The following is a 13426-nucleotide window of genomic DNA, read 5'->3' on the forward strand; positions in this document are numbered from 1 at the left end:
TCGCGGTAACGGAAAAGGCCACCCTCGGGTGGCCTTTTCATTTCCGTTCGCAGCGCCAGCCGTAGCCCGGGCTTCAGCCCGGGAAAACCACCGGCACGGCCTAGACCGCCGCCAGCGCTGCATCCTCCACGGCTTCCGCCTTGGCCTGCCCGCCCTGCAGGATCATCTGCGCGGCCTTCTCGCCGATCATGATGCACGGCGCATTGGTGTTGCCGCTGACCAGGGTCGGCATGATCGAGGCATCGGCCACGCGCAGGCCCTTCACGCCGCGCACCCGCAGCTGCGGGTCCACCACGCTCATGGCGTCCACGCCCATCTTGCAGGTGCCCACCGGGTGGAACACCGTGGCGGCGTGCTCGCGGATGTACGCCAGCAACTGCTCGTCGCTCTGCACCTCGGTGCCGGGCAGCATCTCCTGGCCACGCAGGCCATCGAAGGCGGCGCCAGCGAGGATGCGCCGCGCCAGGCGGATGCCCTCCACCAGCACCCGGGCGTCCTGCGGGTCGGCGAGGAAGTTGTAGTCGATCTCGATCTCCCCCCGCGCCTTCACCCGCAGCTCGCCGATGCTGCCGGGGCGCAGTACGCAGGTGTGCACCGCGTAGCCGTGGCCCCACTCGAACAGGCGGCCACGGTGGCTGCGATAGCCCGGCACGAAGTGGAACTGCACGTCCGGCAGCGCGCCGGCCAGGGGCGTGCGGGCGAAACCGCCGGCCTCCACGTAGTTGGTGGTCAGCCAGCCCTTCCGCTGCGCCAGGTACTTGAAGGGCGACAGCAGCACGCTGGGCAGCGAGCCCCAGGAGAAGCCCAGGGTCAGCGGGCTCGGCGAGCGCACGGTGACCAGGCCGTCGAGGTGGTCCTGCAGGTTCTTGCCGACGCCGGGCAGGTCGTGATGCACCTCGATGCCGGCGGCCTCCAGCTCCGCCCTGGGGCCGATGCCGGACGCCAGGAGCACCTGCGGCGAGCCGATGGCGCCGGCGGCGAGTATCACCTCGCGCTTGCACTCCAGGCGTTGCTCCACGCCGTCACGTTCGATCAGCACGCCCTTGGCGGCGCCGTCTTCGAGCAGCAGCGACAGCACCTTGCAGCCGGTCAGCACCTGCAGGTTCGGCCGCTCGCGCACCGGCGCGACGAAGGCGCGGTAGCTGGACAGCCGCCGCGCGTCCTTCTGCGTCAGGTTGTAGAGGCCGACGCCTTCCAGCTGGCCGCCGTTGAAGTCGTCGTTGCGTTTCAGGCCGATGGCCTCGGCGGCCTTGATGAACAGGTGCGACAGCGGGTTGGGGTCGCGGGCGCGGTCCACCGCGAGCTCGCCCCGGGTGCCGTGGTAGGCCAGGTCCTGGCCCAGGCGGTTGCCCTCGGACTTCCTGAACAGCGGCAGCACCTCGCGCCAGCTCCAGCCGTCGCAGCCGAGTTCGGCCCAGCGGTCGTAGTCGGAGGCGTCGCCACGGATGTAGATCATCGAGTTCATCGAGCTGGAGCCGCCCAGTGCCTTGCCCCGTGGGCAGTGCAGCTGGCGGCCGTTGAGGCGTGGCTGGGGCGCGGAGAAGAAGTTCCAGCTGAAACGCCGGCTCTTGTACAGGGTGATGGTGCCGGCCGGCGTCTGCACGCGCGGGCTGGCGTCGCTGCCGCCGGCCTCGATCAGGCAGACGCGCACGCCGGGGTCGGCGCTGAGGCGGTTGGCCAGGACGCAGCCGGCCGACCCGGCGCCGACCACCAGGTAGTCGTAACGCTGGGGGATGGAGTCGAAGCGGGCATGGGGCCCTCCTTGCGATGGTGCCGGGGCGGGCGTGCCGCCCCCGGGCGGTCAGTGCATCTCTTCGAGGTCGTCGTGGAGCAGGCCGAGGATCTCGCGCTTCATCTCGATGAAGGCGCGGTCCATCACCATGTCCAGCTCGCGTGGGCGGGGGATGGGCACGTCGAGCTCGCGTTTGATGTGGCCGGGACGGGCACCCATGACGTAGATGCGGTCGCCCAGCAGGATGGCTTCGTCGATGTCGTGGGTGACGAACACCACGGTCTTCTTGCTGTGCTCCCACACCCGCAACAACAGCTTCTGCATCTGCATGCGGGTCTGGCTGTCGAGGGCGCCGAAGGGCTCGTCCATCAGCAGGATCTGCGGGTCGTTGGCCAGTGCGCGGGCGATGGCCACGCGCTGCATCATGCCGCCGGAGAGCTGCTTGGGGTAATGCCCGGCGAAGGGTGCCAGGCCCACTTCGGCGAGGTAGAAGTCGACGATCTCCTGGCGCTCGCCCTTGGGCATGCCCTTGCGCTTGAGGCCGAACTCGATGTTCTCGCGCACGTTGAGCCAGGGGAACAGGGTGTAGCCCTGGAACACCATGCCGCGATCGGCGCCGGGCCCCTCGACCCGCTTGCCGCCGACGTAGATCGCCCCCGACGTGGGTTCGGCCAGGCCGGCGGTGAGGTACAGCAGGCTCGACTTGCCGCAGCCGGAGGGGCCCACGAGCACGGCGAACTGCTGGTCCGGCACGCTCAGGGAGACGTTCTCCAGCGCGGCGAAGGTCTTGCCGCCCGGGCTCTGGTAGCGCAGGCAGACGTTCTCCACCCGCAGGCGTTCAGTGGGGGTTGCGGCCGCAGCGGGGGCGGCCAGGGTCTGATCGTGCATGGCTGCTACTGCGCCCATGAGGCCACCTTCAGTCGGAGGAGTCGGAACAGTTGATCGGTCACCAGCCCGAGCAGGCCGATGATGGCGATGGCGAGGAAGATCACGTCCACCTGGAAGCCGCGCATGGCCTTCAGGCTGATGTAGCCCAGGCCGCTGCTGGCGGCCACCAGCTCGGCCACCACCAGGTAGGTCCAGGCCCAGCCCATGGTCACCCGCAGGGTGTCCAGCACGCCGGGCAGGGAGGCCGGGCCGAGCACGTGGAGCACCACGTCGCGGCGGCTCGAACCCAGGGTGTAGGAGGCGTTGATCAGGTCCCGCGAGACGCCCTTGGAAACGTCCGCGATCATCACCAACTGCTGGAAGAACACGCCGAAGATGATCACCGTCACCCGCTGCTCCAGGCCGATGCCGATCCACAGGATGAACAGCGGCACGAAGGAGGTCACCGGCAGGTAGCGGACGAAGTTCACCAGCGGTTCGAGGAAGGCCTGGACGATGCGGAAGCTGCCCATCAGCAGCCCCAGCGGCACCGCCACCAGGGACGACACCGCGAAGCCGATGAGCACCACCTCGACACTCGCCAGCACGTGCTTGCCGAGGGTGCCGTCGCCGGCCAGCCGCGCGGCCGCCTCCAGCACCGCGCCCGGGGTGGGCAGGAACATCGCCGGCACCACGCCGCCGTAGGAAAGCCCGGCCCAGAGGCCGAGCACCAGCAGCCAGCCGAGGCTGCCCGCACCGAGTATCAGCTTCGCCGGCAGCTCGACCTTGGGGGTCAGGCAGCGGTTCAGCCAGGAGTGTCGAGAAGGCATGGTCGGCTCCCTTACTGGCTGACGAAGCGGGTGTCGACGAGGTCGTCGTAGCTGACTTCGTAGCGCTTGCCCTGCAGGGCACTCCAGGTCTCGTTGGCCAGGCGGATCACGCCCTTGATGTCACCGGGCTTGCCGGGCACGCCAAGCAGCTTCTCGCTCATGGCCTGGTCGTAGAAGCGCACGCCCTTGGCGGCGTTGGCCAGCTCCACCGGGTCGGCCAGGTAGCCGCCGACGCCCTTGGCCATGATCTCGTGGGCCTTCTCGGGGTTGTCCTGGGTGAACTGCACGGCCTTGTACAGGCCCTTGACCAGCGCCTTCACGTCCTCGGGCTGCTTGTCGATCACATCGCAGGACAGCGCCACCACGTCGACGATCACGCCGGGGGTCGTGCTGCTGTCCACCAGCACCTTGCCTTCGCCCTTCTGGCGCACCAGCGACAGGTGCGGCTCCCAGGTCACGGCGGCGGGCACGCGGCCGGCGATGAAGGCGGTAGCGGCGTCGTCGGCCGTCATGTTCTGGATGTCCAGGTCGGCCATGGTCATGCCGTTGTGCTTGAGCAGGTAGGACAGCCAGAACTGCGAGACCGAGCCCTCGTTCACCGCCACCGACTGGCCCTTGAGGTCCTTCAGGCTGGTGACCTCCTTGCCCACCAGCACGCCGTCGCCGCCGTAGCTTTCGTCCAGGGCGGCGACCGCCTTGAAGCAGAAGTCCTTGGAGCGGTACTTGAGCACCTCGTCGATGGTGGAGGCGGAGCCGGACAGCTTCCCGGAGGCCTGGGCGGCCATGTACATCGAGGCTTCCTCGATGGTGGTCAGCTCCAGGTCCAGGCCCAGCTCCTTGAAGTAGCCCAGGTCGCGGGCCAGGTACAGCGTGCCGTAGCCGACCCAGGTGGTATGGCCGATGGACAGGGTGCCCGCCTGGGCGCCGGCGGCGCCGACCGCCAACGCGGTGCAGGTGAGGGGAAGGGTGAAGCGACGTAGCAAGGACTTGATCATGGAACACTCCCGCATTAGTTGTTGGAATTGCTGGGCAGTACGGGCCATTGGCCGAATTCGTTCCGCGCCCCGGGCCTGCGTGGGCTCGGGGTCCTGTTCTGCTGCGGCCCCTTCCATGGGCCCTGTGTCGTTGGGTGCGTCTGATGCGGCGCATCGCCGTGGAGCGGGACCGGGTCATCGCGGCGCCGGCCTCGAGGGCCGCCACCTGCGCCGTGCGCGGTCGTAGGGTGGGCTTCAGCCCACCGTTTTCTCCTGCACCGTGGCCTGGAGGCGGCCCCGGTTTATCTAGCCGTTGGGAAGGACGGGGCACGGCTGTGGCCCCGTCGCGGGTCAATGCATCGCTGGTGGGCTGAAGCCCACCCTAAGGTGCCTGCTCAGCCGCGGCCGATCTCCTGGGCCGTGCGTTCCACCGCGCGGCGGGTCTTGTCGATCAGTTCGTCGATGTCCGCGCGGGTCGCCACCAGGGCGGGCGCCATGATCATCCGGCCCAGGGTGGAGCGGATGATCACGCCCTCCTCGAAGCCGAGGGTGCGGCAGCGCCAGGCGATGTCGTTCTCGTTGTCGAAGCGCTTGCGCGTGGCCTTGTCCTCGACGAACTGCAGGGCCGCCACCAGGCCGGTGCCCTGGATCTCGCCGATCAGCGGGTGCTTGCCGAACACCTCGCGCAGGCACTGCTGCAGGTAGGGGCCGGTGTCGTTCTTCACCTGGGTGACCACGCCCTCGTCGCGCAGCGCCTTGAGGTTGGCGATGGCCACGGCGGCGGCCACCGGGTGCCCGGAGTAGGTCAGGCCGTGGGCGAACACGCCGCCCTGTTCCACCAGCACCTCGGCGATGCGTTTGCCCAGCACCAGGCCACCCATGGGGATGTAGCCGGAGGTCAGGCCCTTGGCGATGGACAGGGTGTCGGGCTGGAAGCCGAAGTGCTGGTGGGCGAACCATTCGCCGGTGCGGCCGAAGCCACCGATCACCTCGTCTGCGCACAGCAGCACGTCGTACTGGCGGCAGATGCGCTGGATCTCCGGCCAGTAGCTCTCCGGCGGGAAGATCATCCCACCCGCGCCCTGGAAGGGCTCGGCGATGAAGCCGGCGACATTGTCGGCACCCAGTTCGAGGATCTTCTCCTCCAGCTGGCGGGCGCAGCGCAGGCCGAACTCGGCCGGGGTCAGGTCGCCGCCCTGGGCGAACCAGTAGGGCTCGTCGATGTGGGCGACATCGGGGATCAGCCCGCCCATCTCGTGCATGAACTTCATCCCGCCCAGGGCGGTGGCCGCCAGGGTCGAGCCGTGGTAGCCGTTCCAGCGGCCGATTATCACCTTTTTCTGCGGCTTGCCGAGGATCTGCCAGTAGCGGCGCACGGTGCGGATCAGCACCTCGTTGGCCTCGGAACCGGAGTTGGTGTAGATGGCGTGGCTGTAGTGGGCCGGCAGCAGGCTGAAGAGCAGCTCGGAGAGCTCCACCACCGCCGGGTGGGTGGTGTGGAAGAACATGTTGTAGTACGGCAGCTGCTCCAGCTGGGCGCTGGCGGCGGCGGCCAGGTCCTTGCGGCCGTAGCCCAGGTTGGTGCACCACAGGCCGGACATGCCGTCGAGGTAGCGCTTGCCGTCGTTGTCCCACAGGTGCAGGCCTTCGCCGCGCACCATCACGCGCGGGCCTTCGGCGTTCAGCGCCTTCTGGTCGAGGAAGGCGTGGATGTGGTGCGCGGCATCGGCTGCCTGGTAGTCCTCGGTGCTGCGCTGCGGGGTGATGGGAGCGGTCATGGTCTTCTCCTGCTCGTCAAAGGGGGTCGGGGGAAAGGGCGGCGCGGATGACCGGCGCCGGCTCGGAAGGGGTCAGTGGTTCGGGCACGAACAGCGGCTTGCGCATCACCCGCTTGATCCAGGCGATGGCGATCACCGAGATCAGGCCGAGCACCACGCCGGCGGTGCCGAAGATCTTCGTGGTCATCTCCGGGGCCGGGGAGACGTGGTAGATGGCAAAGAGCATGCCGACGATGCCGAGCACCTGGGGCCAGGGGTAGAAGGGCGAACGGAACGGCCGGGCCATGTGCGGGTAGCGGCGGCGTAGGGCGATCACGTCGATGTGCACGATGATGTAGGCCAGCAGCCAGGCCAGCGCGGCGGCCAGCAGCAACAGGCTGATGGAGTCCGGGTCCTGGCCCAGCAGGAGGATCGGCAGGCCGGTGATGCCGGCGATGAACAGCACTGCCACCCAGGGCGTGCGGGTGCGTTGGCTGAGGTGCTTGAACTGCGGGAAGGCCTGGCCGTTCTGGGCCATGCCGTAAAGCATGCGCGGCAGGGCGGCGAGGGAGGAGTTCACCGTGCTGCAGGTGGCGGTCACCGCGGCGGCCACCAGGAACAGCTTGCCGGCCTCGCCGAACACGGTGGTGGCGAAGAGGAAGTGTGGCAGCGGGTCGGCGGCCAGTTGCTCGCGGGGGATGCACAGCAGCGCGCCCAGGCAGTAGAGGACGATGATGCCGAAGATCAGGGTCAGGCCGATGATCATCGAGCGCGGGATGTTGCGCTCCGGGCGGCGGGTTTCCTCCACCAGCGGGCAGACGAACTCGGCGCCGACGAAGCCCCAGATGGCCATGGCCGCCAGGGTCAGCGCGCCGGCTTCCAGCGGGTTCCAGCCCTGGTCCAGGGGCGTGGCCAGGGTGGCCATGTCGCTGCTGATGGCGCCCAGGCCGAGGGCCAGCAGGGTCACCACCATCACCAGGGCCAGGGCGCTCTGCAGGCGGGCGAAGACGTCGATGCCCAGCAGGTTGAAGACAGTGAACAGGGCGAGCACGCCGTAGGCCACCAGCATCGGCGGCAGCGCGCCGGGGTAGACCTTGCCGATGATCAGGTCGAGGAGCAGCAGCTCCGCCGAGAGGGCGAACATGGCCACTACCATGTAGCCGGAGAAGGTGGCGAGGATGGCCGGGAAATGGCCGATGGCGACCTCGGTGTAGCTGCTCAGGCTGCCGGCGCGGGGGATCATCAGCGACAGTTCGGAGAACGACAGGGCATAGGTCAGCGCCAGCAGGTAGGCGATGCCCAGGGGAATGATGAAGCCCAGCCCGGCCAGGCCGGCCCCTTGCAGCATCAGCACCATCACGCCCTGGGACACCACCAGGCCGACGGCCACCGCCACCAGCGGGCCCAGCCCGAGAACGCGGCGCAGGCCGCTGGTTTGCCCCGTGGCAGGGATGGAAACACTCGCACTCATGACGCTCTCCCGATCTTCTTGTTATCCGCCGGCGGCTCAGGGGCCGCCGGCTGGTGTGACGGGTTGCACCCGTCGTTCAGCCCCGCCCGCGCCCAGCTTCCCCGGCGCGGACGGAACCATGGCTCAGCGCGCCGCCCAGGCGTTGAAGCGTTCCTCCAGCTCCTCGCCGTGGTTGACCCAGAACTCCGCATCCACCAACTGGGCTTCGGCCAGGTTCGCCGGCGCAGTGGGCAGTTGCGCCTGGGTGGCGGCGGGCAGCTGTGCGAGGGCGTCCTTGTGCACCGGGCCGTAGGGGATCTGGCTGGAGAAGCTCTTCTGCGGCTCGGCCTGGCTGGCGAAGGCGATGAAGCGTTCGGCCAGGGCCTTGTTCGGGCTGCCACGGACGATGGCCCAGTGGTCCGGGTCGTAGAGGTTGCCGTTCCACACGATGGCGAGCTTGGAGCCCTCCTTCTGCGCGGCGGCGATGCGGCCGTTGTAGGCGGCGGACATCACCACGTCGCCGGCCGCCAGCCACTGCGGCGGCTGGGCACCGGCCTCCCACCACTGGATGTTCGGCTTGATCTGGTCGAGCTTGGCGAAGGCGCGGCTGACGCCCTCCGGGGTCGCCAGCACGGTGTAGAGGTCCTCGCGCCTCACCCCGTCGGCCAGCAGCGCGGCTTCCAGGGTGTACTTGGCGCCCTTGCGCAGGCCGCGCTTGCCGGGGAAGCGCTGCACGTCCCAGAAATCGGCCCAGGAGGTGGGCGCCGCCGCCAGCTTGCCGGCGTCGTAGGCCAGCACCATGGACCACACGTAGCTGGCCACGCCGCACTCGCTGAGGGTGCCGGGGATGAAGTGCGCGGCATCGCCGAGCAGGGCCGGGTCGATGGGCTCGAACAGGCCCTCCTCGCAACCGCGCAGCAGTTCGGGGCTTTCCACTTCCACCACGTCCCAGCTGACCTGGCCGATGTCGACCATGGCCTTCACCTTGGACAGCTCGCCGTTGTATTCGCCAGCCACCACCTTGGCCGCGCCGCTCTGTTCGAAGGGGCGGAAATAGGCGGCATCCTGGGCGGCCTTGGTGGCGCCGCCGAAGGAGATCACGGTGAGCGTCCCGGGCTGGGCCTGGGCCGCGCCGACCGTGGTCAGCAGGGCGAGGCCGAGGGTGGCGGGCAGGGTGGTACGCAAGGATCTGGACATGAGAACTCCCTCACTACTTTTCAGTTGTGTTCAGTTGTCGAGGCAGTTGTGGCCTGGTGGCCGGGTATCCGCGCGTGCACGGGCGCGGATGGTTTTCTTGTCATGGCGGCCGCGCGGCGAGGCGCGGCCGGGTCGTCATCGCGACCTCAGCGCAGCTGGAACCAGGTGGTCTTCAGCTGGCTGTACTTGTCGAAGGAATGCAGCGAGAGGTCGCGGCCGAAGCCGGATTGCCTGCCGCCGCCGAAGGGTACGGTGACGTCCAGCGCGTCCACGGTGTTCACCGATACGGTGCCCGCCTTGAGCGCACGGGCGACACGGTGGGCGCGGTGCAGGTCGTCGCTCCACAGCGAGGCGGCCAGGCCGTAGACGCTGTCGTTGGCGAGGCGGATGGCTTCCTCCTCGGTGTCGAAGGCGCTGATGGCCAGCACCGGGCCGAAGACTTCCTCGCGGGCCAGGGTCATGTCGCCGCGCACGTCGGCGAACAGGGTGGGCTCGACGAAGTTGCTCGAGCCGTTGAAGGTCAGGCGCCGGCCGCCGGCCAGCAGGCGTGCGCCCTCGCCCTGGGCGCCTTCGATGAAGCCCATGACGCGGCCGGTCTGCGCGGCGTCGACGATGGCGCCGGCGCGGCTGGCGGGGTCCAGCGGGTCGCCGGGCATCCAGTCGCGGGCCTTGGCCAGCAGGCGTTCGATGAATTCGTCCTGGATGGAGCGCTGCACGTAGAGGCGCGAGTTGGCGGAGCACACCTCGCCCTGGTTGAAGAAGATGCCGAAGGCGGCCTTCTCGGCGGCGAGGTCGAGGTCGCGGCAATCCTCGAACACCAGGTTCGGGCTCTTGCCGCCGCACTCCAGCCACACCTGCTTGAGGTTGGACTGGGCCGAATAGCCCATGAAGTACTTGCCCACCTGGGTGGAACCGGTGAACACCAGGCAGTCCACGTCCGGGTGCAGGCCGAGGGCCTTGCCGGCGCTTTCGCCCAGGCCCGGCACCACGTTGAGCACGCCCTCGGGGATGCCGGCCTCCAGGGCCAGCTCGCCCAGGCGCAGGGCGGAGAAGGGCGACTGCTCGGCGGGCTTGAGCACCACGCTGTTGCCGGCGGCCAGGGCCGGGGCCAGCTTCCAGGCGGCCATGTCGAGGGGGAAGTTCCAGGGCACCACGGCGGCGACCACGCCCAGCGCTTCGCGGGTGATGGTGGCCAGGCTGCCGGGGGCGGTGGGGGCCACCTGGTCGTAGAGCTTGTCCAGGGCCTCGCCGTACCAGGCGAAGACGTTGGCGGCGCCGGGCACGTCGATGGTGTAGGCGTCCATCACCGGCTTGCCCATGTCGAGGGAGTCCAGCAGGGCCAGCTCCTCGCGGTGGGCCATCATCAGCTCGGCGAGGCGCAGCAGCACCTTCTTGCGCTCCACCGGCGCCATGCGTGCCCAGGGGCCCTGGTCGAAGGCGCGGCGCGCGCTGCGCACGGCCAGGTCCACCTCGGCCTCGCCGCAGGCGGCGACGCGGGCCAGCAGCTGGTTGGTCGCGGGGTTGATGGAGTCGAAGGTGGCACCGGATGCGGCCGAGACCTGATGGCCGCCGATCAGTGCCTTGTCGATGAATGCCTGCCGGGCAGCTCGCTGCTGCCAGTAATCGAGATCGAACACGCTGCACTCCCACTCGACCGTCTTCGCGGTCTGGTTGTTATTCGTGACTGGGCTTGATGGTGCGACAGAGTTCGGCTTAGGAAAATTATTAAAAATATGCTCGGTGGATAAGAAAAAGCTCAGTAGCGGAACCACGCGCGCAGCACCCTCCCGCCCTTGGCTCCAGCCTGGGGCGGCGGGCCTGCAGGGTGCGCCATCGGGGTGCAGAAACACCGGAAAAAAGGGCGCCTGTAGGGGCGAATTCATTCGCCCGCCGTTCCACCCCGCGCGCGCAGGCCGCTTCTTTTTTGTGGGAGCGGATTCATCCGCGATGGTGCTCGTCGACGCATCGCCGGTGGGCTGAAGCCCACCCTACGGTCTGCTTCAACTCTCTGCGTTCGACCTATCACATCGGCGTGCGCATGGGCTTTCGTAAGGTGGGGCGGGCGGCGTTCCGCGAGCGGAGCGAAACCCACGCGGTGGAGGTGGCTGACTCACTCGCCCGCAGCCCACAGGCTGCCCTGTGGGAGCGGATTCATCCGCGATGAGCTCACCGATGCATCGTCGGTGGGCTGAAGCGGAGCGCCGCCCGGCCCACCCTACGGTCGTGCCTGGCCCGGCCTGGTGACCTGCAGCTCCATGGGCTGGTAGGTGAGCCCGGCGAATTCTCCGGGCTCCCCGCTGCACTGGAAGCCGTAGCGCAGGTACGCCCCCACCGAGGTCAGCGAGGCCCGGACCGTGATCGGATCCACCCGGGCGTGCGCGGTCATCGCCGTCACCAGTGCCTGGCCGATGCCCTGGCGCTGGTGCTCGGGGTCGATGAACAGCATGGCCAGGTGGCGGCCCTCCTTGAGCTCGAGAATGCCCCTGAGCGAGCCAGCGTCTTCGTAGACCAGCATCAGGTTGTCGCCCTGCAAACGCTGCAGGAAGGCCTCGGCAGCCGCCACCTTGGCGAAGGTCTCGATGCCTTGCGCGGGCAGCGTGGGCGCGACCGAAGCATTGAAGGCCGCCATGCACAGCGTGCTGACCGCATCGATGTCCGCCGGCTCCATCTTCCTGATTACCATCCTCCGCTCCTTCGTCCTTGTGGCATGGCCGGCCACGTTAGCACCGGGCGTTATCCGGGCTGAAGCCTTGTGTCGGAGCGGTGCGTGTTGCAGGTGGATCAGCCCGGGTTCTCCAGGTAGTCGGCCAGGCGCAGGAGCATGGCGTCGCAGGCGTGGAGCTGTTCGAGGCTGATGAATTCGTCGGGCTTGTGCCCCTGGTCCATGCTGCCGGGCCCGCAGACCACGGTGGGGATGCCGGCCTGGTCGAACAGCCCGCCCTCGGTGCCGAAGGCGACGGTGCCGAACGCGCTGGAGCCGGCGATCCGCGCCAGCAGCCGCGCGGCGTCGCTGTCGGGGGAGGTGGCGAGGCCGGGATAGGCGCTCAGGGGCTGCAGCTGGATGCCGGTGTCGGCCTGCACGGCCTGCATCTGCGGCAGCAGCTCGCCTTCGGCGTAGCGTTGCAGCTCGTCCGCCACCTGCTGGGCATCGAAGCCGGGCAGGGCGCGCACCTCGAAGTCGAACTCGCATTCCGCCGGGACGATGTTCAGTGCCCGGCCGCCCTTGATCACCCCGGTCTGCACCGTGGAGAAGGGTGGGTCGAAGCGCGGGTCATGGTGCTCGACATGGGCCAGCCGCGTGCCGATATCGCCCAGCTTGCCGATCAGCCGCGCGGCGTATTCGATGGCGTTGACCCCATAGGGCGCGTAGGCGGAATGGCAGGCGGCGCCGCGCACCTGGCAGCGCATGGCCAGCTTGCCCTTGTGGCCGAGCACCGGCTTGAGCTCGGTGGGCTCGCCGATCAGGCACAGCAGCGGCTTGTGCGGGCGCTTTTCCAGCTCCGCGAGCATGGGGCGCACGCCGAGGCAGCCGATCTCCTCGTCATAGGAGAAGGCCAGGTGTACCGGCAGCTTCAACGGGCGTTCGAGGAAGCGCGGCACCGCCGCCAGCACCGAGGCGATGAAGCCCTTCATGTCGGCGGCGCCGCGCCCGTACAGGCGGCCGTCGCGTTCGCTGAGGCGGAACGGCTCCACCGTCCAGGCCTGGCCATCCACCGGCACCACGTCGGTGTGGCCGGACAGCACCACGCCACCCCGGTCGCGGGGGCCGAGGGTGGCGAAGAGGTTGGCCTTGGTGCCTTCGGGGTTGTGGAACAGCTCGCTCTCCACCCCGTGCGCGGCCAGGTAGTAGCGGATGAAGGCGATCAGCTCCAGGTTGGAATCCCGGCTGACCGTGGCGAAGCCGATCAGCCGCTCCAGCAGGTCGCGGCTGTTCGTCTCATTCATCGCCGGGCACCCCGTAGCTGGGCGCTGCGGTCGGGTCCAGGGCGCGGGTCACGTAGTCCTGCATCTGCGGGCGGTAGGCCTGCCAGAGGCCGTCGAGCTGGCCGATGGGGTCCTCGTCGGCCCAGTCCACGCGCAGGTCGACGATGGGCCAGGTGAGGTCGTCCACCACCTTGAGCGCCGCCGAGTGCACCGGCCCGGCTTCGCCACCGGCGGCCATTGCTGCGTGCATGGCCGCCAGCAGGCGTTCGGCGAGCAGGCCCGGGGTCTGCTCGAAGGCGTGGACCATGGCGTCGATCACCTCGGTGCCGGAGAGCAGGTTGCCGGCCGCCACGCACTGCTCGCCGGCCACGGCGTTGTGCAGGCCGAGGGCCTCCTTGCCGCTGAACAGGGCGGTGCGCCCGGTGCCGTCGATCACCGTCACCTGGCGGTACTGGCTCCAGCCGTTGCTCCCGAGCGCCTTGCTCAGGGCCGCCTGTGGCTCCAGGTGCTGGTGCTCCAGCAGGTCGAGGATCTGCGGGCCCAGGGCCGGCAGGGTGATGTTCTGGGTGGCCACGGCGCCGACGCCGGCGCGCACCCAGGGGCAGCGTGCGCCGACGGCGATGCTGGAGGAGCTGATGGCGATGCCCAGCTGCCCGGTTTCCGCGCAGCGGCCAACGATGGAGAAGGTCATGGTT

At 69.0% G+C, this 13426-nt stretch carries 11 protein-coding genes; all 11 read right to left on the minus strand.

The genetic code is table 11. The features are described 5' to 3' along the window. Positions 1–100 precede the first annotated feature (100 nt). Entirely contained in the window at positions 101–1735 is a 1635-nt protein-coding gene (locus PSm6_RS11550; protein ID WP_443096610.1) for a GMC family oxidoreductase, read from the minus strand. 66 nt (positions 1736–1801) lie between these two features. Continuing rightward, complete coding sequence (locus tag PSm6_RS11555; protein ID WP_043244882.1) at positions 1802–2638, minus strand: ABC transporter ATP-binding protein; 837 nt, start codon at positions 2636–2638, stop codon at positions 1802–1804. Continuing rightward, the gene (locus tag PSm6_RS11560; RefSeq protein WP_021218256.1) at positions 2626–3429 is read right to left on the minus strand and encodes an ABC transporter permease; all 804 of its coding nucleotides are present in this window, start codon (positions 3427–3429) and stop codon (positions 2626–2628) included. The genes PSm6_RS11555 and PSm6_RS11560 overlap by 13 nt, the downstream gene beginning before the upstream one ends. 11 nt (positions 3430–3440) lie before the next feature. Then, positions 3441–4424 carry an ABC transporter substrate-binding protein gene (locus PSm6_RS11565; protein ID WP_021218257.1) on the minus strand — a complete coding sequence of 328 codons (984 nt, stop codon included), beginning with the start codon at positions 4422–4424 and terminating at the stop codon, positions 3441–3443. 374 nt (positions 4425–4798) lie between these two features. Then, positions 4799–6181 carry an aspartate aminotransferase family protein gene (locus PSm6_RS11570; protein WP_265170238.1) on the minus strand — a complete coding sequence of 461 codons (1383 nt, stop codon included), beginning with the start codon at positions 6179–6181 and terminating at the stop codon, positions 4799–4801. Positions 6182–6197: 16 nt separating this feature from the next. Next, positions 6198–7631 (minus strand): APC family permease, encoded by a 1434-nt coding sequence (locus PSm6_RS11575; RefSeq protein ID WP_265170239.1) that lies wholly within the window; start codon positions 7629–7631, stop codon positions 6198–6200. Between the two features lie 123 nt (positions 7632–7754). Beyond that, positions 7755–8807, minus strand: coding sequence for a gamma-aminobutyric acid-binding protein (locus PSm6_RS11580; RefSeq protein WP_265170240.1), 1053 nt, complete (start codon positions 8805–8807; stop codon positions 7755–7757). A 146-nt stretch (positions 8808–8953) separates the two neighbouring features. Next, positions 8954–10444, minus strand: a complete 1491-nt coding sequence (locus tag PSm6_RS11585) for an aldehyde dehydrogenase (RefSeq protein WP_265170241.1) — start codon at positions 10442–10444, stop codon at positions 8954–8956. A 578-nt stretch (positions 10445–11022) separates the two neighbouring features. Beyond that, entirely contained in the window at positions 11023–11490 is a 468-nt protein-coding gene (locus tag PSm6_RS11590) for a GNAT family N-acetyltransferase (protein WP_021218262.1), read from the minus strand. A gap of 98 nt (positions 11491–11588) precedes the next feature. Further along, positions 11589–12752, minus strand: a complete 1164-nt coding sequence (gene argE, locus PSm6_RS11595) for an acetylornithine deacetylase (RefSeq protein WP_265170242.1) — start codon at positions 12750–12752, stop codon at positions 11589–11591. Further along, positions 12745–13422 carry a DUF1028 domain-containing protein gene (locus PSm6_RS11600; RefSeq protein WP_265170243.1) on the minus strand — a complete coding sequence of 226 codons (678 nt, stop codon included), beginning with the start codon at positions 13420–13422 and terminating at the stop codon, positions 12745–12747. The genes argE and PSm6_RS11600 overlap by 8 nt, the downstream gene beginning before the upstream one ends. Positions 13423–13426 lie beyond the last annotated feature (4 nt).

Source organism: Pseudomonas solani, from assembly GCF_026072635.1.
GTDB classification, from domain to species: domain Bacteria; phylum Pseudomonadota; class Gammaproteobacteria; order Pseudomonadales; family Pseudomonadaceae; genus Metapseudomonas; species Metapseudomonas solani.